General features: G+C 55.3%; 18 protein-coding genes. 16 read left to right on the top strand and 2 right to left on the bottom strand.

Annotation, left to right across the window (positions count from 1 at the left end; translation table 11 throughout):
* Positions 1-146: 146 nt before the first annotated feature.
* From L463_RS06870 to tyrR, 3 genes are all read left to right on the top strand, one after another.
* Positions 147-1,544: a YcjX family GTP-binding protein gene (locus L463_RS06870; RefSeq protein WP_032673235.1), complete on the top strand. Its 1,398-nt coding sequence runs from the start codon at positions 147-149 to the stop codon at positions 1,542-1,544.
* Complete coding sequence (locus L463_RS06875) at positions 1,541-2,593, top strand: YcjF family protein (RefSeq protein WP_023296694.1); 1,053 nt, start codon at positions 1,541-1,543, stop codon at positions 2,591-2,593. The genes L463_RS06870 and L463_RS06875 overlap by 4 nt, the downstream gene beginning before the upstream one ends.
* A gap of 111 nt (positions 2,594-2,704) precedes the next feature.
* A complete protein-coding gene (gene tyrR / locus L463_RS06880; protein ID WP_003856887.1) occupies positions 2,705-4,246 on the top strand; it encodes a transcriptional regulator TyrR in 1,542 nt (513 codons plus the stop codon).
* Positions 4,247-4,280: 34 nt separating this feature from the next.
* Here tyrR and tpx read toward each other — a convergent pair whose 3' ends face one another.
* Positions 4,281-4,787, bottom strand: coding sequence for a thiol peroxidase (gene tpx, locus L463_RS06885; RefSeq protein ID WP_015570410.1), 507 nt, complete (start codon positions 4,785-4,787; stop codon positions 4,281-4,283).
* 106 nt (positions 4,788-4,893) lie between these two features.
* Here tpx and ycjG point away from each other — a divergent pair, with 106 nt between their 5' ends.
* A complete protein-coding gene (gene ycjG, locus L463_RS06890; RefSeq protein ID WP_023296693.1) occupies positions 4,894-5,859 on the top strand; it encodes an L-Ala-D/L-Glu epimerase in 966 nt (321 codons plus the stop codon).
* Here ycjG and mpaA read toward each other — a convergent pair.
* Positions 5,850-6,563, bottom strand: coding sequence for a murein tripeptide amidase MpaA (mpaA, locus tag L463_RS06895; protein ID WP_023296692.1), 714 nt, complete (start codon positions 6,561-6,563; stop codon positions 5,850-5,852). The two genes, ycjG and mpaA, sit on opposite strands and share 10 nt — an antisense overlap.
* A gap of 183 nt (positions 6,564-6,746) precedes the next feature.
* Between mpaA and L463_RS06900 the strand changes: the two genes are divergently transcribed.
* The 12 genes from L463_RS06900 to L463_RS06955 all read left to right on the top strand — a co-directional run bounded on the left by L463_RS06900 (position 6,747) and on the right by L463_RS06955 (position 24,527).
* Positions 6,747-8,363 (top strand): peptide ABC transporter substrate-binding protein, encoded by a 1,617-nt coding sequence (locus L463_RS06900; protein WP_023296691.1) that lies wholly within the window; start codon positions 6,747-6,749, stop codon positions 8,361-8,363.
* Between the two features lie 614 nt (positions 8,364-8,977).
* The gene (gene tssB / locus L463_RS06905; RefSeq protein ID WP_032673234.1) at positions 8,978-9,469 is read left to right on the top strand and encodes a type VI secretion system contractile sheath small subunit; all 492 of its coding nucleotides are present in this window, start codon (positions 8,978-8,980) and stop codon (positions 9,467-9,469) included.
* Between the two features lie 40 nt (positions 9,470-9,509).
* Entirely contained in the window at positions 9,510-11,045 is a 1,536-nt protein-coding gene (tssC, locus tag L463_RS06910) for a type VI secretion system contractile sheath large subunit (RefSeq protein ID WP_023324775.1), read from the top strand.
* Between the two features lie 15 nt (positions 11,046-11,060).
* Positions 11,061-12,401 (top strand): type VI secretion system baseplate subunit TssK, encoded by a 1,341-nt coding sequence (gene tssK, locus L463_RS06915; protein ID WP_015570415.1) that lies wholly within the window; start codon positions 11,061-11,063, stop codon positions 12,399-12,401.
* Entirely contained in the window at positions 12,398-13,087 is a 690-nt protein-coding gene (gene tssL / locus L463_RS06920) for a type VI secretion system protein TssL, short form (protein ID WP_032104876.1), read from the top strand. The genes tssK and tssL overlap by 4 nt, the downstream gene beginning before the upstream one ends.
* The gene (locus tag L463_RS06925) at positions 13,084-14,790 is read left to right on the top strand and encodes an OmpA family protein (protein ID WP_032673232.1); all 1,707 of its coding nucleotides are present in this window, start codon (positions 13,084-13,086) and stop codon (positions 14,788-14,790) included. Before tssL ends, L463_RS06925 begins: the two co-directional genes overlap by 4 nt.
* A 5-nt stretch (positions 14,791-14,795) precedes the next feature.
* Positions 14,796-15,287, top strand: coding sequence for a type VI secretion system effector Hcp (gene hcp / locus L463_RS06930; protein ID WP_009653685.1), 492 nt, complete (start codon positions 14,796-14,798; stop codon positions 15,285-15,287).
* A gap of 172 nt (positions 15,288-15,459) precedes the next feature.
* Positions 15,460-18,105: a type VI secretion system ATPase TssH gene (tssH, locus tag L463_RS06935; RefSeq protein WP_032104873.1), complete on the top strand. Its 2,646-nt coding sequence runs from the start codon at positions 15,460-15,462 to the stop codon at positions 18,103-18,105.
* Positions 18,102-20,474, top strand: a complete 2,373-nt coding sequence (locus tag L463_RS06940) for a type VI secretion system Vgr family protein (RefSeq protein ID WP_032673231.1) — start codon at positions 18,102-18,104, stop codon at positions 20,472-20,474. The genes tssH and L463_RS06940 overlap by 4 nt, the downstream gene beginning before the upstream one ends.
* Positions 20,475-20,489: 15 nt before the next feature.
* Positions 20,490-20,756 (top strand): PAAR domain-containing protein, encoded by a 267-nt coding sequence (locus tag L463_RS06945; protein ID WP_017382243.1) that lies wholly within the window; start codon positions 20,490-20,492, stop codon positions 20,754-20,756.
* Between the two features lie 46 nt (positions 20,757-20,802).
* Positions 20,803-23,571: a T6SS effector BTH_I2691 family protein gene (locus L463_RS06950; protein WP_032103623.1), complete on the top strand. Its 2,769-nt coding sequence runs from the start codon at positions 20,803-20,805 to the stop codon at positions 23,569-23,571.
* Positions 23,568-24,527, top strand: a complete 960-nt coding sequence (locus L463_RS06955) for a putative type VI secretion system effector (protein ID WP_032103621.1) — start codon at positions 23,568-23,570, stop codon at positions 24,525-24,527. The genes L463_RS06950 and L463_RS06955 overlap by 4 nt, the downstream gene beginning before the upstream one ends.
* The last annotated feature ends 163 nt before the right edge of the window (positions 24,528-24,690 follow it).

The raw sequence follows: 24,690 nt of genomic DNA, 5'->3' as shown, positions 1-24,690 counted from the left end.
TCACTCCAGACGGACAGCAATTGCGCCCATCTTACTGGAGAGAAAACGGCAATAGCAATAATTAAGAATTGATAATCAACGATCTGCCCCAATTTACTGTATTCTGAAGTGACTTTTTTCAGGGTTCCAGGCAATGAAGGACGGCGATGAAGCGACTTAAAAACGAATTCAATTCTCTGGTGAACCGTGGCGTTGATCGCCATCTGCGTCTTGCCGTGACGGGGCTGAGCCGCAGCGGTAAGACAGCATTCATTACGGCGATGGTCAATCAGCTGTTGAACCTGCATGCAGGGGCGCGCCTGCCACTGCTTAGCGCAGTGCGCGAGGAGCGGTTGCTTGGGGTGAAACGTGTACCGCAACGTGATTTTGGCATACCCCGTTTCACCTATGATGAAGGTCTGGCGCAGTTATACGGGGAGCCTCCCGCCTGGCCCACCCCGACGCGTGGCGTGAGCGAAATCCGTCTTGCGCTTCGTTTCCGCTCGAATGAATCCCTGATGCGTCACTTCAAAGAAACGTCCACGCTCTATCTCGAAATTGTGGATTATCCGGGCGAATGGTTGCTCGATTTACCGATGCTGGCGCAGGATTACCTGAGCTGGTCCCGACAGATGACCGGTCTGTTGCAGGGGCAGCGGGCAGAGTGGTCCACCAAATGGCGCCAGCTTTGCGAAGGGCTGGACCCGCTGGCACCGGCGGATGAAAACCGTCTGGCCGTCATAGCTGAAGCCTGGACGGATTACCTGCATCAGTGCAAGCAGGAGGGGTTGCATTTTATTCAGCCGGGCCGTTTTGTTCTGCCGGGCGATTTAGCCGGTGCTCCCGCGCTACAGTTTTTCCCGTGGCCGGACGTTGACAGCATCGGCGAATCGAAACTGGCGCAGGCGTACAAGACCACCAACGCCGGTATGCTCCGCGAGCGATACAATTATTACTGTGAGAAGGTGGTTAAGGGCTTTTATAAAAATCACTTTTTACGCTTTGACCGCCAGATCGTACTGGTGGACTGCCTGCAACCGCTCAACAGCGGGCCGCAGGCGTTCAATGATATGCGGCTGGCGCTGACGCAGCTGATGCAAAGCTTTCATTATGGCCAGCGTACGCTGTTTCGCCGTTTGTTCTCGCCGGTCATCGACAAGCTGCTGTTTGCCGCCACAAAAGCTGACCATGTGACGGTCGATCAGCACGCCAACATGGTATCCCTGCTGCAACAGCTGGTGCAGGATGCCTGGCAGAATGCGGCCTTCGAAGGGATCAGTATGGATTGTCTGGGGCTGGCGTCCGTACAGGCTACGCAGAGTGGGTTGATTGACCTGAATGGCGAGAAAATTCCGGCCCTGCGGGGCAACCGTCTCAGCGACGGTGCGCCGCTCACGGTCTATCCGGGGGAAGTTCCGGCGCGTCTGCCGGGCCAGGCTTTCTGGCAAAGCCAGGGTTTTCAGTTCGAAGCCTTCCGTCCGCAGAGTATGAACGTTGACCAGCCATTGCCGCATATCCGTCTGGATGCCGCGCTGGAGTTTTTAATTGGAGATAAATTGCGATGACGGAACCGTTAAAACCACGCATTGATTTTACCGGCCAGCTTGAGCAGTCCCCGCATGAGGCGTTTAAAACGGCGCAAACCTTCAGCGGCCCGCAGGCCGACAACTTTGCTCCCGTGCTGGCAGACGAGCCGTTGGCTGAAGAGGGGCAGGCGGAAGCGGTGGTTGATGCGGCACTGCGACCGAAACGCAGCCTGTGGCGCAAGATGGTGACCGCCGGGTTAGCCCTTTTTGGTGTGAGCGTAATCGGCCAGGGCGTGCAGTGGGGCGTCAATGCCTGGCAAACGCAGGACTGGGTGGCGCTGGGGGGATGCGCCGCCGGGGCGTTGATTGTTGGTGCGGGCGTTGGCTCAGTCGTCACCGAGTGGCGTCGCCTCTGGCGTTTGCGTCAGCGTGCCCACGAACGCGATGAAGCGCGGGATCTGCTGCACAGTCACGGCACAGGAAAAGGGCGTGCTTTTTGTGAAAAGCTTGCGGCTCAGGCCGGGATTGATCACTCTCACCCGGCGCTTCAGCGCTGGTATGCGGCGATCCACGAAACCCAGAATGACCAGGAAGTGGTCACGCTCTATGCCCACATTGTTCAGCCGGTGCTGGATGCGCAGGCTCGTCGTGAGATCAGCCGCTCGGCGGCGGAATCTACCCTGATGATCGCCGTCAGTCCGCTGGCGATGGTGGACATGGCCTTTATCGCCTGGCGCAACCTGCGCCTGATCAACCGCATCGCCAGACTGTATGGCATCGAGCTTGGCTATTACAGCCGGCTGCGCCTGTTCAAACTGGTATTGCTGAATATCGCCTTCGCCGGGGCAAGCGAACTGGTACGGGAGGTCGGGATGGACTGGATGTCGCAGGATCTTGCGGCCCGTCTCTCTGCCCGGGCGGCGCAGGGGATTGGTGCCGGTCTGCTGACGGCACGTCTGGGTATCAAAGCGATGGAGGTTTGTCGTCCACTCCCCTGGATCGATGGCGATAAGCCGCGGCTGGGGGATTTCCGTCGCGAATTGATTGGCCAGCTTAAAGAGACGCTCAATAAAAAACCTGCTCAGTGAGGTTTTGTTTACTAATCGTGCGGGCTGTCAATATTTGTTGACAGCCACCTTCCCGAATACCGTTATCTGACATATCATTTTATTGTTATTGGCTTAAACGGTGAATTTCCCATGCGTCTGGAAGTCTTTTGTGAGGACCGTCTCGGTCTGACCCGCGAGTTACTCGATCTTCTTGTTTTACGTAGCATTGATTTACGTGGCATAGAGATCGACCCTGTCGGGCGAATTTACCTCAATTTTGCCGAAATTGAATTTAATACCTTCAGTAGCCTGATGGCGGAAATCCGCCGTATCGCTGGCGTTACGGATGTACGCACCATCCCCTGGATGCCGTCCGAGCGGGAACATCTTGCGCTGAGCGCGCTGCTGGAAGCAATGCCGGAGCCGTTTCTCTCTCTCGATCTGAAAAATAAAGTCGAGCGCGTTAACCAGGCCAGCTGCCAGCTGTTTGCGCAGACTCAGGAAAAACTTATCGGGCACCACGCCACGCAACTGATTACCGGTTTTAATTTCCAGCGCTGGCTGGACAGCAACCCGCAAAATACCCATAGCGAGCATGTCGTTATCAACGGACAGAATTTCCTGATGGAGATCACGCCGGTCTACCTGAAAGGGGAAAATGCCGCGCGGGTGCTCACCGGCGCGGTGATCATGCTGCGCTCCACGGTGCGCATGGGACGCCAGTTACAGAATCTTTCCAGCCAGGACGTCGGCGCATTCAGCCAGATTATTGCGGTGAGCCCGAAGATGCGTCATGTAATCGACCAGGCGCGCAAGCTGGCAAATCTTACGGCGCCGCTGCTGATTACCGGGGATACCGGTACGGGGAAAGATCTGCTGGCGCATGCTGTGCACATGGCCAGCCCGCGTGCGGCAAAACCGTATCTGGCGCTGAACTGCGCCTCTATTCCTGAAGATGCGGTGGAAAGTGAGCTGTTCGGGCATGCGCCGGAAGGCAAAAAAGGCTTCTTTGAGCAGGCGAACGGCGGCTCGGTGCTGCTGGACGAGATTGGCGAAATGTCGCCACGCATGCAGGCGAAACTGCTGCGTTTTCTCAATGACGGCACGTTCCGCCGTGTGGGGGAAGATCATGAAGTACACGTGGATGTGCGCGTCATCTGCGCCACCCAGAAAAACCTGGTGGAGCTGGTGCAGAAAGGGGTATTCCGCGAAGATCTCTACTATCGTCTCAACGTTCTGACGCTCAATATTCCGCCGCTGCGCGATTGCCCGCAGGACATCATGCCGTTGACAGAACTGTTCGTGGCCCGTTTTGCCGACGAGCAGGGCGTGCCGCGTCCGAAGCTCTCTGCCGACCTGGGCACCGTGCTGACGCGTTACGGCTGGCCGGGCAATATTCGTCAGCTTAAAAATGCGGTCTATCGCGCATTAACTCAGCTTGAAGGGTATGAACTGCGCCCTCAGGATATTCTGTTGCCGGATTACGATGCCGGGACGGTCTCGGTAGGCGAAGAGGCAATGGAAGGCTCGCTGGATGACATCACCAGCCGTTTCGAGCGTTCGGTGTTAACGCAGCTTTATCGCAGCTATCCGAGCACGCGCAAGCTGGCTAAACGTCTTGGGGTGTCACATACCGCGATTGCGAATAAGCTGCGCGAGTATGGGTTAAATCAGAAGAAGGGTGACGAATAAATAAAAAAGCCTCTTTGCAGAGGCTTTTTTACGTTTAGGCTTTAAGCGCCTCAAGTGCAGCGGTGTAATCCGGTTCGGTAGTGATTTCGTTAACCAGCTCACTGAAAACAACGTTGTCGTTTTCGTCGATCACCAGTACCGCACGAGCAGCCAGACCTTTCAGCGCGCCTTCGGAAATGGCAACACCGTATTTTTCCAGGAAATCCGGGCTGCGCAGAGTGGAAAGGGTGATGACGTTGCTCAGGCCTTCAGCGCCGCAGAAGCGGGACTGGGCAAACGGCAGGTCAGCAGAAATGCACAGCACCACGGTGTTGTTCATTTCGGTCGCCAGCTGGTTGAATTTACGCACTGATGCAGCGCAAACGCCAGTATCGATGCTTGGGAAAATGTTCAGGACTTTACGTTTGCCAGCAAACTGGCTCAGCGTGACGTCAGACAGATCTTTAGCCACCAGAGTAAAAGGCTGTGCTTTGCTGCCAGACTGTGGGATGGAACCTGCAACAGCAACCGGGTTGCCCTGGAAATGAACGAGTTGTGACATAGATATCTTCCTGTTTACAAATAGTTAACGTCGTGGCTAGTGTATGTCATCCGCAGTTAGCACGGCAAACCAATTTTCTGCCTTTCCGGCCTGCAAGGAGTCAGTGATGAGAAGCGTTAAGGTCTATGAAGAAGCCTGGCCATTGCACACCCCGTTTGTGATCTCGCGCGGCAGCCGTAATGAGGCCTGTGTGGTCGTGGTTGAATGTGAAGAGGACGGCGTAAAAGGCGTCGGGGAATGTACCCCTTATCCTCGCTACGGAGAAAGCCTGGCGTCAGTCATGGCGCAAATTATGACGGTGGTGCCCGAGTTGCAGGCGGGCCTGACGCGTGAGGCTCTTCAGCTTCGGTTGCCGGCCGGCGCAGCACGCAACGCGGTTGACTGCGCACTCTGGAGTCTGGAAGCGGCGAAACAACAAAAACCGCTGCCTGCGCTGCTGGACGTTACGCTGCCGCAATCGATCGTCACCGCGCAAACGGTGGTCATCGGTGAACCAGAGCAAATGGCCGCCAGCGCTCAGGCGTTGTATGCCACCGGTGCAACCTTATTAAAGGTGAAGCTCGACGATCGTCTGATTAGCGAACGCATGGTCGCCATTCGTGCGGCGGTGCCTGATGCCACTCTTATCGTCGATGCGAATGAATCATGGCATAGCGAAGGGCTGGCAGCCCGTTGTCAGCTGCTTGCCGATCTGGGCGTCGCCATGCTGGAGCAACCCCTACCGGCAGAAGACGATGCCGCGCTGGCGAATTTTATTCATCCGCTTCCCGTCTGTGCAGATGAAAGCTGTCATACCCGTGAGAGCCTGTCAGCTCTCAAGGGACGCTACGAGATGGTGAACATTAAGCTGGATAAAACAGGTGGATTAACCGAGGCCCTGGCACTGGCACAAGATGCGCAGGCGCAAGGCTTTGCTCTGATGCTGGGCTGCATGTTGTGCACATCCAGAGCGATCGGCGCTGCGCTCCCGCTGGTGAACTGCGTGCGCTTTGCCGATCTGGATGGCCCAACCTGGCTGGCGGTTGACGTATCACCCGCCCTGAATTTTACCTCCGGTGTACTTCATCTTTGAGGCTGCCAGCGCAGGAGATCTGTCATCGCCCGCAGGTATTTTTCGCTCGCTTCATCCGAGGAGATGGGCGGAAACTCTGCGGTGATACAGTGAAGGCTGAGGTCTGCGCACCAGCTGCCAAACGACCCGGGTGTTTCATAGCCAACGCTGCTCACCAGAGGTAGAGCAAACGCATCCGCCAGCCACTGTCCGAGCGCCGTATGACGAGGATCTTCAATACAGGCGAGGGGATCGTGGAAAGAGACAACCCAGGCCGGGTGGATCTTATGAATAAGCTGGCACAAGGCCTGAGTCTCCGGTTCGGAACCGGGTTTTTCTCCCGTGAGCAGGACAACATCTCGCTCCTGCGCTGAACTGTTCCAGCGATACACCGTTTCACCGGCGCGCCAGTTTGCCGCCGGGAAGTTCCTGTTCAGGTCAACGCCGCGTGCATTCGCCCGTAATCCAAGCTGACAACCGTCCGGATTGACGGTCAAAATCACATGATGACGTCGTAAATCGGGGGCCAGCGTACGTAGCGCGCACGAGAGCGTCACGACAGACGAGTTTTCATCGCCATGCGTGCCCGCAATGATTAAGCCGCTATTGCGATCGGCCTCGGGTGCCGGAAACCAGATCAGCGGCGCGCCTAAAAACGAGCGTCCATAATGTTCAGTCCCGGGCGGGAAGGCGCCGCGTTCCGTTCTTGGTCGGGTAGTTGCCATAGTAAACCCTGATGATAAAGTCACTTCTGGCAGTGTTGTGCAAAAGCCGCGCTTAATCAAATAGTTTCCGTGTATGTGGAAAATTGCCTGACATCAACTTTCCGGAGGAAGCATTTGCATTTCTCCGTTTCGAAACAAATAATTACGCATCTGCCTGTTACCTGACATCATTAAGGGGATCGTATGAAGCATCCTGTTTCGCTTCTTTGTACTGCGCTGTGGCTGTGCGGGCTTTCTTCACTTTCATATGCCGCGGAGGTTCCCGAAGGAACGGTTCTGGCGCAAAAGCAGGAGCTGGTTCGACATATTAAAGATGAGCCCGCTTCGCTCGATCCGGCAAAAGCGGTGGGGTTGCCCGAGATACAGGTGATCCGCGACCTCTATGAAGGGCTGGTAAATCAGAACGAAAAAGGGGAGTTAGTTCCCGGCGTGGCGACGCGCTGGCAGAGCAATGACAACCGCGTCTGGACGTTCACGTTGCGGGATAACGCTAAGTGGTCTGACGGAACCCCGGTGACGGCACAAGATTTTGTCTATAGCTGGCGTCGTCTGGTTGATCCTAAAACAACGTCACCTTTCGCCTGGTTTGCGGCGCTGGCGGGCATTAACAATGCCCAGGCCATTATCGACGGCAAAGCTGCTCCGGATACCCTCGGCGTGACGGCGGTGGATGCTAAAACGTTGCGCGTGCAGCTGGACAAACCGCTGCCCTGGTTCAGCAATCTGACGGCTAACTTCGCGTTTTATCCTGTTCAAAAGGCCAATGTGGAAAGCGGTAAGGAATGGACGCGCCCTGGCGCGCTCATTGGCAACGGTGCGTATGTGCTGAAAGATCGCGTGGTGAATGAAAAACTGGTGGTTGAGCCAAATTCTCATTACTGGGATAACGGCAGGACGGTGCTTAAAAAAGTCACCTTTGTGCCAATCAACCAGGAGTCCTCAGCGACCAAACGCTATCTGGCGGGCGATATCGATATTACAGAATCGTTTCCGAAAAACATGTACCAGAAGCTGCTTAAAGATATTCCGGGTCAGGTATATACACCGCCACAGCTTGGGACCTATTACTACGCGTTTAACACGCAAAAAGGCCCAACCGCGGATGCCCGCGTACGTCTCGCGCTCAGCATGACTATCGACAGACGTATTATGGCGGAGAAAGTCCTGGGGACCGGTGAGAAACCGGCCTGGCATTTTACTCCCGATGTCACTGCGGGTTTTACGCCGGAAGCCTCGCCATTTGAGCAGATGACGCAGCAGGAGCTGAATGCGCAGGCGAAAACGTTGTTGCAGGCGGCAGGCTATAGCCCTCAGCGGCCGCTAAAATTAACGCTGCTGTACAACACGTCTGAAAACCATCAGAAAATTGCGATTGCCGTCGCATCCATGTGGAAGAAAAATCTGGGTGTTGACGTTAAGTTGCAGAATCAGGAGTGGAAAACCTACATCGACAGCCGCAATACCGGGAATTTTGACGTCATCCGTGCATCGTGGGTAGGGGACTACAATGAGCCGTCGACATTCCTGTCGCTGCTGACCTCCTCCCACAGCGGGAATATCTCACGATTCAACGATCCTGCTTACGATAAGATTATTCATCAGGCGACGCTCGAAACTACTGAAAAAGCGCGTAATGCCGACTACAACATGGCCGAGAAGATCCTCACCGAGAAAGCACCGATTGCCCCTATTTATCAGTACACCAATGGCCGTCTCATCAAGCCATGGGTTAAAGGTTATCCGATAAATAACCCAGAGGATGTTGCGTACAGCCGTACAATGTATATTGAAAAGCACTAAAAAGAGCTCAGGGCGCTACGTGATTATGGTTAACATCCATTAACCGCATAAGCGCCCGCTCTCAGGGTTGATAGTTTTACAGCCTGGTTATTTCCGAATATCCCCTTCATATCAGCCCATCACTCATTGTCATGATGAATATCTTCAGAGAGATTCTTCCTCCCGTTTATCGAAAAACGCGTAGTCATTTATTCGCCATTCCTGTAGCAGTGTAGTCATTACTGTTTTTAAGATTAAATTTGTCCGATACAGGATTTTTTCATATTCAGGCCATTTATTGAATTAAAACCTTATTTCTCTGCACTGTTACGGGACGCGTTAATAAATGCATTGATGTAAATCAATTATTCAACCTCATGGAACAATAAGTTCAATATTTCCAATCAAAGCAGTCATTTCTGCCAAATTAATGTGAATAAATAGTTAATTTTTACTGTGTATCATGTATCTATGGCATTTATGAGTACAATTATTTAGTGGAATATTCTTAAGAAAAGTCTAATGGTAGATCTTTGATCTGGGAAGTTGATTTTAAATGGGCTTTTGCTCTAATATGGTTTTGTAAAGAAACGTCACTCACTTAACATTTATTTCTTTTAAAGAAAGGGACTGCTATGGCCGATTCATTCCAGAATGAGGTGCCCAAGGCACGCATAAACTTAAAGCTGGCTCTGCATACAGGTGGCGCGCAGAAGAAAATCGAACTGCCGCTTAAACTCCTCACCCTCGGTGATTTCAGTAATGGAAAAGAGAATCGCCCATTATCGGAAAGGGAGAAAATTAACGTCAATAAAAATAACTTCAACAGCGTACTTTCGGAATTTAACCCGGAAGTGAATCTGACGGTTCCTAACACAATGGCCGGGGATGGTTCGGAAGAAAGCATAAAACTGAATTTCTCCGATATTAAGGATTTCGAACCTGAACAGGTTGCCCGCCAGATCCCCCAGCTCCGCGCCATGCTGGCCATGCGTAATTTATTACGCGACCTCAAATCCAATCTCCTTGATAACGCCACTTTCAGAAAAGAACTCGAGAAAATTCTTAAAGACCCGGCGCTGTCTCAGGAATTACGCGACGAAATGAGTGCACTGGCCCCGAAATAAGCGGCATGTGTAATTTAATGGATTAACCGGGAATATGCTGATGTCTGTGAATACTGAAACCGCCTCCGCGCAGGGGCAGACCACCGTACTGGAAAAAGAGGGCGTTTACGCCTCCCTGTTTGAAAAAATCAACCTGACCCCGGCCTCCAGCCTGGGGGATATCAATGCGTTTCTGGATGACGCCGCGCTTTCTGACGCTCCGGCGGGTGAACGCCTGACGGCGGCGATGCAGGTGTTTATGGACTGCATCCGCAAATCCGGTCAGCCGGTGGAGAAGCTCGACAAAACGCTGATTGACCACCATATCGCTGAGCTGGATTTCCAGATCAGCCGTCAGCTGGATGCCGTAATGCATCACCAGGAGTTCCAGAAGGTGGAGTCCCTGTGGCGCGGCCTGAAGCAGCTGGTGGACAGCACCGACTACCGCCAGAACGTGAAAACCGAAATTCTGGATGTGTCGAAAGAAGATCTGCGTCAGGACTTTGAAGACGCGCCGGAACTTATCCAGAGCGGCCTCTACTGGCACACCTATACCGCCGAATACGACACCCCGGGCGGAGAGCCGATTGGTTCCGTGATTTCATCCTATGAATTTGACGCCAGCCCGCAGGATGTGGCGCTGCTGCGCAACATCTCTAAAGTGTCAGCTGCCGCACATATGCCGTTTATTGGCTCTGTCGGGCCGAAATTCTTCCTGAAAGACTCCATGGAAGAGGTGGCTGCAATTAAGGATATCGGCAACTACTTCGACCGCGCGGAATACATCAAGTGGAAATCCTTCCGCGACACCGACGACGCCCGCTACATCGGCCTCGTGATGCCGCGCGTGCTGGGGCGTCTGCCGTATGGCCCGGACACCGTACCTGTACGCAGCTTTAACTACGTTGAGCAGGTGAAAGGCCCGGATCACGAGAAATACCTGTGGACCAGCGCGTCGTTCTCCTTCGCGTCAAACATGGTGAAGAGCTTCATCAATAACGGCTGGTGCGTGCAGATCCGTGGCCCGCAGGCGGGCGGGGCGGTGAAAGACCTGCCTATTCATCTGTACGATCTGGGTACCGGCAACCAGGTGAAAATCCCGTCTGAGGTGATGATCCCGGAGACCCGCGAGTTTGAGTTTGCCAACCTCGGCTTTATCCCGCTCTCGTATTACAAAAACCGCGACTATGCCTGCTTCTTCTCGGCGAACTCCGCGCAGAAACCGGCGCTGTATGACACCGCAGATGCCACGGCCAACAGCCGCATCAACGCCCGTCTGCCGTATATCTTCCTGCTGTCGCGTATTGCGCACTATCTGAAGCTCATCCAGCGCGAGAACATTGGCACCACCAAGGACCGCCGTCTGCTGGAGCTGGAGCTGAATACCTGGGTGCGTAGTCTGGTGACGGAAATGACCGATCCGGGCGATGAGTTGCAGGCATCTCATCCGCTGCGTGACGCGAAGGTGGTGGTGGAAGATATCGAAGACAACCCGGGTTTCTTCCGCGTGAAGCTGTTTGCGGTGCCGCACTTCCAGGTGGAAGGCATGGATGTGAACCTGTCTCTGGTGAGCCAGATGCCGAAAGCGAAAGCGTAACGTAAGGCAGGAAGCATGAAAACGGAACAACCGTTATGGGGCAGGGGCCAGATGGTCTCTCCCCAGCACTTCCAGCAACAGGCCGCCTATGCGGCCTGGTCTGCGGAATGTATCGCCCGACTGGGTCTCTCCCATCCCTGGGGGGTGATTAATGCCACTTTCGAACCGGATGTACTGAAGTTGGGCCGTCTACAGGCCCGTCATCTGCACCTCCGGTTCCCTGACGGGACATTAATCGATACGGATAATGCTGACGACCTGCCACCGGTGCTGGCGCTTGAGAGTGAAACACAGGACGTGGTGGTGGTTCTGGCTCTTCCGCTGCTGCGCGCGAATGGTGGCAACTGCCTTAAGCCTGATGAGGTGGCCGCGCGTCCTGTTCGCTATCGCCAGCGCTGGCGGGATGTCCGCAACCTTTTTGGCGATGATACCCGCCAGATTGCAGTGATGCGGCCAGAGCTGACGTTGCGATTTGCCCATCAGAACAACAGCGATTACCTGACCTGTCCGGTTGCCCGCCTGCAACAAGATTCGCAGGGGAACTGGGCACTTGATGAGACATACCTTCCGCCGCTGTTGGCGTTACTGGGCAGTCGCTGGCTGATGACCCAGCTGGAGCAACTGTTGACGCAACTGCGCGCCCGTCTGGGCCGCCTGATGGACATGCGCCGGGAAAGTAATGAGCGCATGGCGGATTTTGCCGTAGCCGATGTTTCATTGTTCTGGCTGCTCAATGCCCTGAACAGTGCTGAGCCCGTGCTGGGTCAGTTTCAGCGCCACCCGCAAAGCCCGCCTGAGCGTCTCTATCCGGAGCTGGCAAGGCTTGCAGGCAGCCTGTTGACATTCTCGCTGGAGCATCAGGTCAGTGCGATCCCGGCATGGCAGCATGAGCAGCTGAATAACGTCTTCCCGCCGCTGTTTGATTTACTTGGCGATCTTCTGGAAGCCAGCCTGCCGTCGCGGGTAGTGGCAATTGAGCTTGAGCATGATGACCGGCTTCACTTCTGGCAGGCCCGTCTGCATGATCCACGTCTGCGCGAAGGGGCTGATTATTACCTCTCCGTGCGTTCACCGATGCCGGTGGCACAATTGCAGGAGCAGTTCCCGCGCCAGTGCAAGGTCGGCAGTCCCGATCATGTCAGGAGTATCGTCAATTCATCGCGGGTGGGCGTCCCTCTGATGCCGCTGCGCCATGTGCCGGCAGCCATTCCACTACGTCTGGAAAATCAGTATTTCAGCCTTGATGTCTCTCATCCTCTGGCCATCGAAATGTTCCAGAGCGGCACCTGTATGTTTTACGTTCCGGGAATGCTCGCCGAGCCTGAACTTGAACTCTTTGCGGTACTGAGAACATGAATGATCGTAAACGCGCTACTGCCGCGTTCATTGATATTGATGCCCTGTTACAGGACACCTGGCTACAGGTGATCAGTCTGCGTCACGGCCCGACATTCCAGGACGGGGAAGGTCGTACGCTTTGGGAGCGCTGCATTGATGATGTCGGGCGTGTGCAGCGAGAACTGAAAGCGAGCGAACTCGATGAAGCCAGCTGCCAGCATATTCTTACGGCACAGTGTGCGCTGCTTGATGAGGCGGTCAAAGGTCGCGGTGTAGCGGATGACGCCTGTATACAGTGGTATGACATTCCCTTACAGGGATACTTTCTTGGCACCATGGACGCCGGTGACACGTTATGCGATCGGATGCGTGATGTGCTGCGTGAACCGGCTCCTGACCACGCCGTTGTGACCTGCTTCCAGCGAGTCATGATGCTCGGATTCCTCGGCAACTTCCGCTCCCTGAACGATCCTGAGCGGCAGAAACTCATGAATGCACTGAATGAATATGTTGCGCCGTTCAGCTATTCACAACCCCATCCCGTTCTGGCGGAAAGCCATGCCGGACGGGGGATAGGGGGGTGGCTGGCATCATGGCCTATGCGCATTGGCCTGAGTGTGGTGGTGGTCACCGCATTATGGTGGGGACTGGATTGCTGGCTGGATCAGACACTGCTTACCCTGCTGCCGGGAGCCGTGAAATGAGCCCTGCACAACAGCGCGGGCTTGCGCTCTGGGCTGCCCTGCTGAGTGCAGTGGTCTGCCTGTGGTTTCTGCCAGCATCCCGTCTGGTTTCCGTTCTCGTCCTGCTGGCGGTACTGGGACTCATCATAGCGTTCTGGGCTGTCGCCTGCCGTCGCGTGCAGCACGATTTCACCCTGTGTCTGGAGGACCTGCCTGAAGCCAATTATTGTCAGCCCGTGGTACTGGTCTGTGGCGATCTGCCGCTTGCCTGGCCGCATCAGTCACCTGTGCTTACTGTCACGCAGGGCTGCTGGATCCGTGTGGAGGATCATCTGGAACTGGAGCAGGCCGCCCGTCAGGTACTGTGGTTGCGCCCCGACTGGGGACGTCAGCTGTCAGTGATGATCAATGTTTGTCCGCAGCAGCACCCTGATAGTGAGCGCCTTACCAGTCGTTTGCTAGCCCTGCGCTGGCAGATTAGTCGATTGCGTAAAGCAACCGGCCATTCTGTGCCACTGGTTCTGAATGGACAGGTCGGCAGTGCGATGATGAATGACATGCTCTGGCAGACGGCGATCCTGGGGGAAGGGGTAAAGGTCTGGAGTGGAACTTCAGCGCCTGGCTCAGTTGCTGAATGGGTTAATTCTGGCGGAACGCCTGCGATGCAGCAACAGGTGCTGATGAACAGCCTGATGAGCTGGTTCCAACAGCACGTCCAGGCTGTCCTTATGGATGAAAACCCCGATATTCCTGTTATTGAACCTGTTGCGGTTCTGTGGGGATTGGGTCCGATCCTGACCGGAAGCATGGTCACCTCTGTCTGGACAGCGTGGTTGTCCCGCCATACTGCGATGCAGCAGGTGTCTGGCTGGCAGCCGGCGGGAACGGACAGTACGGTTATTTCCCTGTTCCCGAATTTTGTCCTCCCGTTACTGCCAGAAGGACGAGGCCTGACACCGCATGGTCGAACCTGGCGCGGTGCGCTCGGAATCTTAACGCTGGCGACCATTGCTGCGCTACTCAGCAGTGGCTGGAATAATCGCCAGCTGTTGCAACGCGTGAGCTTCGATATTGCACGCTATGAACGTATACCGATGAATGACTCCGGGCCGAAAGCTGACGCCGTTGCCGTGCTGCGCGAGGATGCGGCATTGCTGGACGACCATGCACGTAACGGTGTACCGGCCCGGCTGAGTCTGGGTCTGTATCAGGGCGGACGTCTGCGTATGCCAGTGCTGAATGCGATTCGCTCTTATGTGCCTCCGCCTCCGCCGCCTGAACCGGAACTCAAACCGGCACCGAAAATTGTCCGCCTCGACAGCATGTCGCTGTTCGATACCGGAAAGTGGGCGCTTAAACCCGCCTCAACAAAGCTGCTGGTGAACTCGCTTGTGGGGATCAAGGCGAAGCCCGGCTGGCTGATTGTGGTCGCGGGCCATACCGACAGCACCGGGGATGACCAGTCCAACCAGGTGCTGTCGCTTAAGCGTGCGGAGTCGGTGCGCGACTGGATGCGGGATACCGGCGATGTGCCGGAGAGCTGTTTTGCGGTGCAGGGCTATGGTGAAAGCCGTCCTGTCGCCACCAACGACACGGCGGAAGGCCGGGCGCTGAACCGCCGTGTCGAAATCAGTCTGGTACCGCAGGCGAATGCCTGTCAGGCGCCGGGCACGACCCATGCGTCATCTCAGGATGATGGCGCTGATAACAATGTAACGGAGTAATTAACATGGCAATTCCAGTCTATCTGTGGCTGAAGGACGACGGCGGCGCGGACATCAAAGGGTCCGTGGACGTTCAGGATCGTGAAGGCAGTATCGAAGTGGTGGCCCAGGAGCACAACCTGTACATCCCGACCGATAACAATACCGGCAAGCTGACCGGCACCCGTATCCACACCCCGTTCCTGTTCACCAAGGAAATCGACTCCTCCAGCCCGTACCTGTACAAGGCGGTGACGACCGGCCAGACCCTGAAATCTGCTGAGTTCAAATGGTACAGAATCAATGACGCAGGCCAGGAAGTGGAGTACTTCAACACGAAGCTTGAGAACGTGAAGCTGGTGAAAGTGAATCCGAAGATGCATGACATCAAGGATCCTGCTTTCGAGAAGCACAACCACCTCGAGCAGATTGAACTGCGCTACGAAAAAATCACCTGGACCTACAAGGACGGCAACATCATTCATTCCGATTCCTGGAACGAACGCGCCACTGCGTAAGTCCCCGAGCAGACGGTCAGCCGTCTGCTTTTTTTGCTGAGCGCCTGCACTGACGGGTGGTCAGCAAAGAAAAACACAATCTGCCTGCCCGACCTGATGCGCTTTGGGTTCCTGAATAACAGGGAACAGCGACGGGCGGTAGCGTGTCCGGAACTGATAAAGAGAGAGTCTCATGGAAAATCCAGCCATCCTGTTACGCCGTCTTAACCCTTACTGTGCCCGCGCGATGGAAGGGGCCGCTTCCCTGTGCCAGACCCGCGCCCATGCGGAAATCCTGCCTGAGCACTGGCTGCTGAAACTGCTGGAACAGGGTGAGGGCGACCTGACGGTGCTGGCGCGGCGCTACGAATGGGATATGGATACGATATGGCAGGATATGCTGGGTTTTCTGGACAGCCTGCCACGGTCAGTGCGCAGCCGTCCGCAGCTTTCGGAGGGCGTGCAGTCACTGATGCAGGATGCCTGGCTGCACGCCTCGCTGGCGGAGGAAGAGCATATCCGCAGCATTCACCTCCTGATGGCTCTGGTGGAAAAACCGAAACTGCTGCGCTGCGACGGCCTGTGGCCGCTGCTGACGCTGGCGCAGAGCCAGCTTGAGCGCCTGCGTGGACTTCTGGATGCGCAGTCGGATGAACGCCCGGAGGTGCAGCAGGAAGCGGAGCTTACGCAGGGTGATGAGGTGGAGTTTGTCGGTCGTCCGGTGAATGCGGATATAAAAGGAGAGCTGAACCCGGCGTTGCAGAATGCGCTGGACAGGTTCACCCTCGACGTCACCGCCCGCGCCCGTGAGGGCAGAATCGACCCGGTCTATGGCCGCGACAATGAAATCCGCCAGATGGTGGACATTCTTTCCCGGCGCCGCAAGAACAACCCGATTCTGGTCGGCGAACCGGGGGTGGGTAAGACCGCGCTCGTGGAAGGACTGGCGCTGCGCATTCATAAGGGCAATGTGCCGGACGCGCTGAAGCCGGTCTCGGTACGCACCCTTGACCTCGGCCTGTTACAGGCCGGGGCGGGTGTGAAGGGGGAATTCGAGCAGCGCCTGAAAAACATCATCGACGCGGTGCAGCAGTCACCCCAGCCGGTTCTGCTCTTCATTGACGAGGCGCACACCATTATCGGCGCGGGCAACCAGGCGGGCGGCGCCGATGCGGCCAACCTGCTGAAACCGGCGCTCGCCCGCGGTGAGCTCAGAACCATCGCCGCCACCACCTGGAGTGAGTACAAACAGTACTTTGAGCGCGACGCCGCGCTGGAGCGTCGTTTCCAGATGGTTAAAGTTGATGAGCCGGACGACGACACCGCCTGCCTGATGCTGCGCGGACTCAAGTCACGCTACGCGGAGCACCATGGCGTACACATTACGGATGAGGCGGTTAAAGCTGCCGTCACGTTGTCCAGACGCTATCTGACCGGACGCCAGCTTCCTGACAAGGCGGTGGATTTGCTGGATACTGCCTCTGCCCGTGTCCGTATGAGCCTGGATACGGTGCCGGAGCCGCTGACCCGCATGAAGGCGCAGCTCACGGCACTGACTATGGAGAAGCAGGCGTTGCTGGAGGATATCGCGGTGAGCAACACCGCTCACGGCGAACGTCTGGCCGCCATCGGAGAGGAAGAGGTCGCCATCATTTTGCAGCTCGACGAACGGGAAGCCCAGTACGGCCAGGAGCTGAAACTGACGGAAGAACTGCTTGCCTGCCGCACGGATATCTCCCGTCAGGGGGAGATTGCGGACCTTCAGATGCAGCTTACTGCCGTGCAGCAGAATACCCCGCTGCTGGGGCTGGATGTGGACGCGCGTACCGTCGCCACCGTTATCGCCGACTGGACGGGCGTACCGCTCTCTTCCCTGATGAAGGACGAGCAGACGGAACTGCTGAGCCTTGAGCACAGTCTGGCGAAACGCGTTGTCGGTCAGGACAGTGCTCTCAATGCCATTGCGCAGCGCCTGCGCGCCAGCAAAACCGGTCTGGCGCCGGAGAACGGCCCGCAGGGCGTGTTCCTGCTTGTGGGGCCGAGCGGCACCGGCAAGACCGAAACCGCCCTGGCGCTGGCCGATGAACTGTTCGGCGGCGAGAAGTCCCTTATCACCATCAACCTTTCGGAATACCAGGAGCCACACACCGTCTCGCAGCTCAAGGGCTCACCTCCGGGCTACGTGGGTTACGGTCAGGGCGGCATTCTGACCGAAGCCGTCCGTAAGCGCCCGTACAGCGTGGTGCTGCTGGATGAAGTGGAAAAGGCGCACCGGGACGTGATGAACCTGTTCTACCAGGTGTTTGACCGGGGCGTCATGCGCGACGGCGAGGGGCGGGAAATTGACTTCCGCAACACGGTGATTCTGATGACCTCTAATCTCGGCAGCGACCTCATCATGCAGATGCTGGAGGAACAGCCGGAGGCGACAGAGCCGGATCTGCATGAACTGCTGCGTCCTGTCCTGCGGGACCACTTCCAGCCCGCGCTGCTGGCGCGCTTCCAGACGGTGATTTACCGTCCGCTGGCGCAGGCAGCGATGCGCACCATCGTGGAAATGAAGCTGGCGCAGGTCAGTAAACGCCTCAACCGTCACTACGGTATGAAGACCGATATCCACGAAAGTCTGTACGACGCACTGACCGATGCCTGCCTGCTGCCGGACACCGGGGCGCGCAATATCGACAGCCTGCTGAACCAGCAGATTCTGCCGGTGCTGAGCCAGCAGTTGCTGACCCACATGGCAGCGGGGCAGAAGCCGCATACCCTGACGCTCGGCTGGGATGAGGAAGAGGGCATAGTGCTCGAGTTTGACCGGACAGAAGGAGTGCACGCATGAGCAGCAATCCCCCGCTGAGATTCAGCCACAGCCATCACCTGCTGTCGGTGAAGGGCTGCGATGCAGAGCTTGATGTACTGGCGTTTGAGGGTGATGAAGCCCTGAGCACACCGTTCAGCTACCGTACTGAATTCACCAGCGCGGACCATGCCATCAGCAAAGAGATGATGCTGATGAAAGCGGCTTCCCTGACGCTTCAGGCCCCGGTTGACCAGGGTTACGGCATCAAAATACAGCAGCCGGTGCGGGTGATTCAGGGCGTGGTCACGGGTTTTGAACGTCTGGGTACCTCAAAGGATGAAACCCGTTACGCAGTGACGCTTGAGCCGCGTCTGGCCCTGCTCAGCCGTTCGCACCAGAACGCCGTCTACCAGGATATGTCCGTCCCGCAGATTGTGGAGAAAATCCTGCGCGAGCGCCACGGCATGCGCGGCCAGGACTTCCTGTTCTCACTGAGTAAAGAGTATCCGCGCCGTGAGCAGGTGATGCAGTACGCTGAGGACGACCTGCACTTTATCACCCGCCTGCTGGGCGAGGTCGGTATCTGGTTCCGCTTCACCACCGACACGCGACTGAACATCGACGTGGTGGAGTTTTACGACAGCCAGCAGGGGTATGAGAAAGGCCTGACTCTGCCGTCGGTGCCGCCGTCAGGGCAGCACGCACAGGGGGTGGACTCGGTGTGGGATATGGAGTGCCACCATAACGTGGTACAGAAGGAGGTCAGCACCTGCGACTACAACTACCGTCAGGCCTCGGAGGATATGAACACCCGGGTTGACGCAACCGGCGGGGATACCACCACCTACGGTGAGGCCTATCACTGGGCCGATAACTACCTGACACCCGGCAGCGCGTATGACCGCAACCCGGCCCCGGAGTCCGGGGCGTTTTATGCCCGCATTCGTCACGAACGCTACCTGAATGGCCAGACGCAAACCGTTGCCTTCACCAGCTGCCCGGCCCTTTCACCGGGTATGCTGCTGAAAGTCACCGGCGGGTACGAAGTGGCAGAAGTGTTTGCGCAGGGCGTGGTTGTCACGGCGATGCACAGCCATGCGCAGCGTGATGCGGACTTTTGCGTCAGGTTTGACGGTATCCCGGACAGTCCGGATTTCAGTTTCCGCCCGGAACCTGGTTCACGTCCGGTGATGGCCGGTACCTTACCGGCCCGCGTCACCAGTACCACTGAAAATGACATCTACGGGCATATCGATAAAGACGGCCGCTACCGCGTCAACATGCTGTTTGACCGTGAGAACTGGGAGACAGGGTTCGAGAGCCTGTGGGTCCGTCAGTCCCGGCCGTACGCCGGGAATACCTACGGCCTGCACCTGCCGCTGCTGGCGGGTACCGAGGTGGCGATTGGCTTTGAGGACGGCAACCCGGACCGGCCGTACATTGCCGGTGTGCTGCACGACTCGGCGCACGGCGACCACGTCACCATCCGCAACTACAGACGCAACGTGCTGCGCACGCCGGCGAACAACAAAATCCGCCTCGACGACGAGCGCGGGAAAGAGCATATCAAGGTCAGCACGGAGTACGGCGGCAAGAGCCAGCTGAATCTAGGCCACCTGGTCGACAGCGAGAAACAGCAGCGCGGTGAGGGGTTTGAGCTCAGGACGGACAGCTGGGGGGCCATCCGGGCGCAGAAAGGACTATTCATCTCGGCGGACGGGCAGGCGAAAGCGAAGGGACTGCAGCGTGAAATGCAAGCTGCGCTCAAAGAACTTGACGCTGCCAGAGAGGTGACTTCTGGATTACGTCACGCTGCTCAAGCAGCCCAGGCGGAATTAGCCGATCTTGAGAAACAAACAACATTAATGAATCAGACGCTTAGCGATCTTAAGCAGCAAGCGTTACTTCTGTCTGCCCCTTCAGGAATTGCGCAGGTCACCCCCGCGAGCATACAAGTCTCGGCAGGGGAGAATCTAATTGTTACCGCAGGTCAAAATGCAGACATTAGCATTGCCAAAAAATTAACCCTGGCGGTGGGCGATATTCTGAGCTTATTTGCACACAAACTGGGAATAAAAATGTATGCCTCGGAGGGCAAAGTAGATATTCAGGCACAGTCGGACGCGCTGAATTTATTTGCTAAAGAAAAGCTTTCTGTTGCCAGTTCTGACAACAGCGTTGTCATATCAGCCAAAAAAGAAATCCTTTTGGTTTGTGGGGGGGCATTTATACGGTTAAGTGACGCGGGGGTTGAAGTTGGTACTGGCAAAAACGTCACGTTGAAATGTATTGCGGTTCAACAGCAGTCTGCGGCGACGTTAAATTCAACGCTTTCGCTACCTTCTGGTTGCAAACCTGGAGTAATTTCTGCAGCCCAACAGCAAGGGGCTGTGGTGATGCTTAGCTAATACTTGAGGAAAAAGATGACTACAAAATTAGCCGTTTTAGGTGACAGGACGAGTAATGGGAAAATAATTACTGCAACTGCGAATTATTTTAGTGATGGAAAACAGGTGGCACAAAATAATGACAAAGCCATCTGTACTGTCTGTAAGGGAACATTTCCCATCCTGGCCACTGCAGTTGGTATCGTCAGTAATGGCATAGTTCTGGTACAGGATCAGGACCGTGTGCTTTGTCTATGTTCCGGCCATAAAGTGATCGCAGGCTCTAATTTTTTCACTGGTTGAATAAGAATTTTTTATTTACAGGCTTAATTAAAAAAAGGATGTGAATATGGCATGCCAGGGGTTATGCACAACGAAAGGCCTGACAGTACTGCCCGTGCGCTATGCTGTTGTGCCGGAAAATATTAATGCTAGTTTACCGGGATGGGCGAATGATCCGTGCATCACCGGGGTAACGCTCGCCAGTAATGAAAAGTACACACTCCGCGCGCTTCGCCAGGGCTACCTTTACGTTTTTTATGAAAAAGGAAAGCAGGGCACCAATTACTGGCAGTGCTACAGCGTTGCGCCGGACGGCTCACTGTGGCTGCAACAGGTGGCGTCTAATCCTGTACCGGTGGATAAAGCGCTGTGCGAAACGGGCGAGCATATCGCTCAAAACGTCGAGTTCATGAGCATTGAATCCCCGGATAAGTGCGGCAATGTGTGGTTTGCGTTCAGTCAGTATCCGTGGGAGCAGGAAACGCTCGATCGGTATCGCACCAGGCCAGAAGAGCGCACTGAGAGAATGCAGAAAGTGATGCCTTCGGTGGCGGGATCTCAGCGCACAAAAACAGGGACCGACGTTACCGGGGCAAGCCTGAATCAGGTACTGGACTATCAGGTTCCTTCTGTTTCTGGTCTGCTTCCTGGTCCGGATGATGCGAAAGTGGTAAACGTCAGCCGGGCATCGTCACTCTGGGATCCGACGGTGGATGATCCCTGGCGGGTTAATAATGATGTGGTGAAACTGCAGTCCAGTCTGTATCCGTGGGCAAAAAACCGCAGTGGCATGGCAGACGCGACGGTCACGGCCATGGAAAACCGAAGTGAGGGGATGACGCCGCTGCTGCTTCCACTCTGGGATCCGGTGGGGATTGTTCATGAACTTAACGGATGGAGCCAGGATGTGCTGGGGCGCCAGGCGCAGTTTCTGCAGGAACGTGAGCTTGAGTTCGCCACCAAAACAAATCTCGATGCCGTCAGAACGCTGCTGGAAAGCAATGCCGAATCTCGGGAGGACGCAATGCGGAGACGAAGAACTGATGGTCCCATGCTGACAGACGAATATCTGGATTCGCGTCTGCAGGCGCTTGAGAAAAGGTATCAGGGTAAGCCTGATGTGCTGGCACAAATCAGGGCAGATGACAGGTTAGTGAGAAACTGGCATGCGCAGAACGTGACGGCATCATACCCGGAGAGTGTGCTGATGAGTCCACCCGAACCGCTGGCTGCTCACCAGCGACGGGTTGCCGCGATACAGGCGCAGGTCGATGAGGAGCTGGCGTTAAATCTGCCTAAACCCTCGCAGGATTTCAGTGGAGTCCGGGCCCGGAGCTGGGCACCCTATCAGAAAAAGCTCAACGCAACCCGACAGGCGAACTTTGATACATGCTACACGAACCTGGTTGATTCGGTTAACGCTATCTTCCAGAAGCGTATCGTCAGCGTGGTGAACTGGCTCAGTGCACCGGTACTGCTGGCAACGCTGGATGATTTCCACTGCGAGGCACAGCGGGCAGGGCTGTTCTACCAGTCAGCGGTGGGGATGGTCATGCACGGGATCAACAGTTGTCCGGCAGGGGCGGCAAAGATAGACGGCTGGTGGAATGAGTACAGCACTAAAAATCGCGGGAATCTGCTGTGGCGGCATGTGGCGGCCAATAACCCGCAGCTAATCAGTGAGCTGGAGCCGTATCTGGCGACGGTGAAAGGGAAAAAGGACGAGGACGTGACGCCTCTGACGGCGACCGCCATGACGGCAGCCCTGATGCAGCAGGTCAGCAATATGAAAAAGCTGGAGGGGTATTACCAGAAATCGATGAACAGTGTCGTGAAGGGGCTGAGGGAAAATGCCAGCAAACTGGAAGTACAGCTCTTCAACACGGATGCGTTTATCGTCACGGTGGGAGACAGGGTAAGCCGCATTCTGCGGGTGGATAAGGCAGGCGAGAAGCTGGCGACCACGGCGTTCAGGCTGATATTTATGATAAGGGCGGGAATACCTTCAGAAGAAGTTCACTCGTTAGTGAATGCGTATCTGAAAGATGCCCCGGCGTTACGTCAGACGGTGCTGGAAGGTATACGGCGCAGTGGACGTTTTATGGCGAGCGGGAATGAAGTCGCCGAGATTAAACAGAGAATGAGCAGCAGGCTGGAAGAGCACTTTGCATCAGAAAAGGGCAAGGCCGAATACCGGCTGGCGGGAATAAACAGTCTGTTGCTGGTGCTGAATGCGATGGATTTTATCTACCTGTGCGGACAGGTAAGGGATGAAAAGAAGCCGCTGGCGAGCCTGCTGGCCAGCGGGCTGGCGATGGTGAGTCAGGGGACGTCGGTTATTTTGCAGGCAATAGAAAAAGGTCTGGAAGCGCGTGAGCTTACAGTGGCCTGGGTCAAGGGGGTTGGGGCGGCAGCGGGTGGAACTGCGTCTTTAATTTCGGTGTTTGCTGATGGTGCAAGTACTTACGAAGAGTTGCAAAGCAATCGTTTTTTACTTTCCTCTGTATTGCTTATTAAAACAACAGTTGATGTCCTGGCAGTCACAAAATCAGTCGGTCTTCTGCTGGAACAGTTTAGTCAACCGATAGCTAAAAAAGTAGCTGGGAAAATTACAGGTTTTTTGGCTTGGGAAATTTTAGGGATCCGAATACTTGCAGTACTGATGACCTGGGAAGTGATGGTTGCGATAACTTTGTTACAGGTGGTTGTGACCTGGATATCGGACGATGAGCTTCAGATATGGTGTAGAAAATGCGTGTTCGGTACAGCACCTTTCAACCGCAGTCTGACAGACCAGAATAAAGCCCTGGAAGGGGCGATAAAGGATATTTCATGAATTCAGTTGAAAATCAGCAGATATGCTCCCGTTTTGTTGAGCCAGAAAAATTAGCAGACCTGCGTACAAAGCGAGAGATTGAGGTGATGAACGGCAGGCCGTGGACACGTGAGCTTCCGCCGCCGCCGGTATTGCCGCCTTATGGTCCTCTGGAGAAAATATCAGGGAAACTGCAGTCTTTCCGTAGCGAATATTTTCGGGAGTATTTTGATGCAGTTGCCTACCGGACCAGCATGTTGCCGGAGATATCAGATGGCCAGCGCGGAGCTGCCGCCGCTGCAGCGATAGTTGCAGGGAGCCCGGGTGTCGGGGCTGTAATGATGGCTGAAAGCGAGTCATCGAATGATTCGGCGGAATATGTGCAGGGGATGATTAATGGCCAGCCGTTTCGCGGCTGGGTGGGTGTCACCCGACTTCAGACTGGCGATGATGTGGACATGATTGTTGAGTGGCAGCATGACCATTATGAGGTCTATGCCATTGCGTTACCGGAAGAGCGGATAGTGTCAGTATGTCCGAAATGTGATATGGGGCATATTGCGCATATGTTGTGGCGCATTAAAAATATGTTCATTCTAATCACCATATTGATGGTGGCTTTTGTTTCTGTATGTGTATTTATCTCTCTCTCAAAAGGAAATCCAAATGGTGTCTCTTTATTTGAGAGGTTTTATCTTTTCCTGGTAATGGCTTTTGTGGTGTCTTCTGTAATTTCGGGGTTGATTGCATTCTTTGCATATAAAGCCTGTGCGCCAACACGCTGCAAACTGGCGGAGGAGATATTTCAGTTGCTGGGGATGAGACGTGTTGCAACAATCAATCTCAATAAAATAACAAAAAAACATGAGCAGCAACTAAAAGATAATGGGAAGTGGTATGAGCCGGGTGATAAAAGCAAATCAGCCTGTCCCAGTGGGAAATTCATTTATTCAGATGAAGGCTGGTTTTACTACTAGACAGAAAAAACATTGTTATTTTGGTTGCCCCCGGCAGGAATCAAGGTAAACCAGCATGCCCAAGTTTGAAATTTACCTATTCAGGAGAAAATTGCTATCGCTACTGAGAGGGGGCGGCTCAATGTGAATAAGATAATGATATTTTATGAAAGTCATAAATATA

The organism is Enterobacter sp. BIDMC 27 (genome assembly GCF_000534415.1).
Classification (GTDB): Bacteria; Pseudomonadota; Gammaproteobacteria; order Enterobacterales; family Enterobacteriaceae; genus Enterobacter; species Enterobacter hormaechei_C.
This window is presented reverse-complemented; position numbering and strand designations above follow the sequence as displayed.

What these genes read in the sequence shown, in the direction of transcription:
- L463_RS06945 (WP_017382243.1), top strand. Translation starts at nt 20,490, where the DNA reads ATGACTACAAAATTAGCCGTTTTAGGTGACAGGACGAGTAATGGGAAA.
- L463_RS06870 (WP_032673235.1), top strand. Translation starts at nt 147, where the DNA reads ATGAAGCGACTTAAAAACGAATTCAATTCTCTGGTGAACCGTGGCGTT.
- tssH (WP_032104873.1), top strand. Translation starts at nt 15,460, where the DNA reads ATGGAAAATCCAGCCATCCTGTTACGCCGTCTTAACCCTTACTGTGCC.
- tssL (WP_032104876.1), top strand. Translation starts at nt 12,398, where the DNA reads ATGAATGATCGTAAACGCGCTACTGCCGCGTTCATTGATATTGATGCC.
- tssK (WP_015570415.1), top strand. Translation starts at nt 11,061, where the DNA reads ATGAAAACGGAACAACCGTTATGGGGCAGGGGCCAGATGGTCTCTCCC.
- L463_RS06950 (WP_032103623.1), top strand. Translation starts at nt 20,803, where the DNA reads ATGGCATGCCAGGGGTTATGCACAACGAAAGGCCTGACAGTACTGCCC.
- tssC (WP_023324775.1), top strand. Translation starts at nt 9,510, where the DNA reads ATGTCTGTGAATACTGAAACCGCCTCCGCGCAGGGGCAGACCACCGTA.
- L463_RS06940 (WP_032673231.1), top strand. Translation starts at nt 18,102, where the DNA reads ATGAGCAGCAATCCCCCGCTGAGATTCAGCCACAGCCATCACCTGCTG.
- tpx (WP_015570410.1), bottom strand. Translation starts at nt 4,787, where the DNA reads ATGTCACAACTCGTTCATTTCCAGGGCAACCCGGTTGCTGTTGCAGGT.
- hcp (WP_009653685.1), top strand. Translation starts at nt 14,796, where the DNA reads ATGGCAATTCCAGTCTATCTGTGGCTGAAGGACGACGGCGGCGCGGAC.
- L463_RS06955 (WP_032103621.1), top strand. Translation starts at nt 23,568, where the DNA reads ATGAATTCAGTTGAAAATCAGCAGATATGCTCCCGTTTTGTTGAGCCA.
- tssB (WP_032673234.1), top strand. Translation starts at nt 8,978, where the DNA reads ATGGCCGATTCATTCCAGAATGAGGTGCCCAAGGCACGCATAAACTTA.
- ycjG (WP_023296693.1), top strand. Translation starts at nt 4,894, where the DNA reads ATGAGAAGCGTTAAGGTCTATGAAGAAGCCTGGCCATTGCACACCCCG.
- L463_RS06925 (WP_032673232.1), top strand. Translation starts at nt 13,084, where the DNA reads ATGAGCCCTGCACAACAGCGCGGGCTTGCGCTCTGGGCTGCCCTGCTG.
- tyrR (WP_003856887.1), top strand. Translation starts at nt 2,705, where the DNA reads ATGCGTCTGGAAGTCTTTTGTGAGGACCGTCTCGGTCTGACCCGCGAG.
- mpaA (WP_023296692.1), bottom strand. Translation starts at nt 6,563, where the DNA reads ATGGCAACTACCCGACCAAGAACGGAACGCGGCGCCTTCCCGCCCGGG.
- L463_RS06875 (WP_023296694.1), top strand. Translation starts at nt 1,541, where the DNA reads ATGACGGAACCGTTAAAACCACGCATTGATTTTACCGGCCAGCTTGAG.
- L463_RS06900 (WP_023296691.1), top strand. Translation starts at nt 6,747, where the DNA reads ATGAAGCATCCTGTTTCGCTTCTTTGTACTGCGCTGTGGCTGTGCGGG.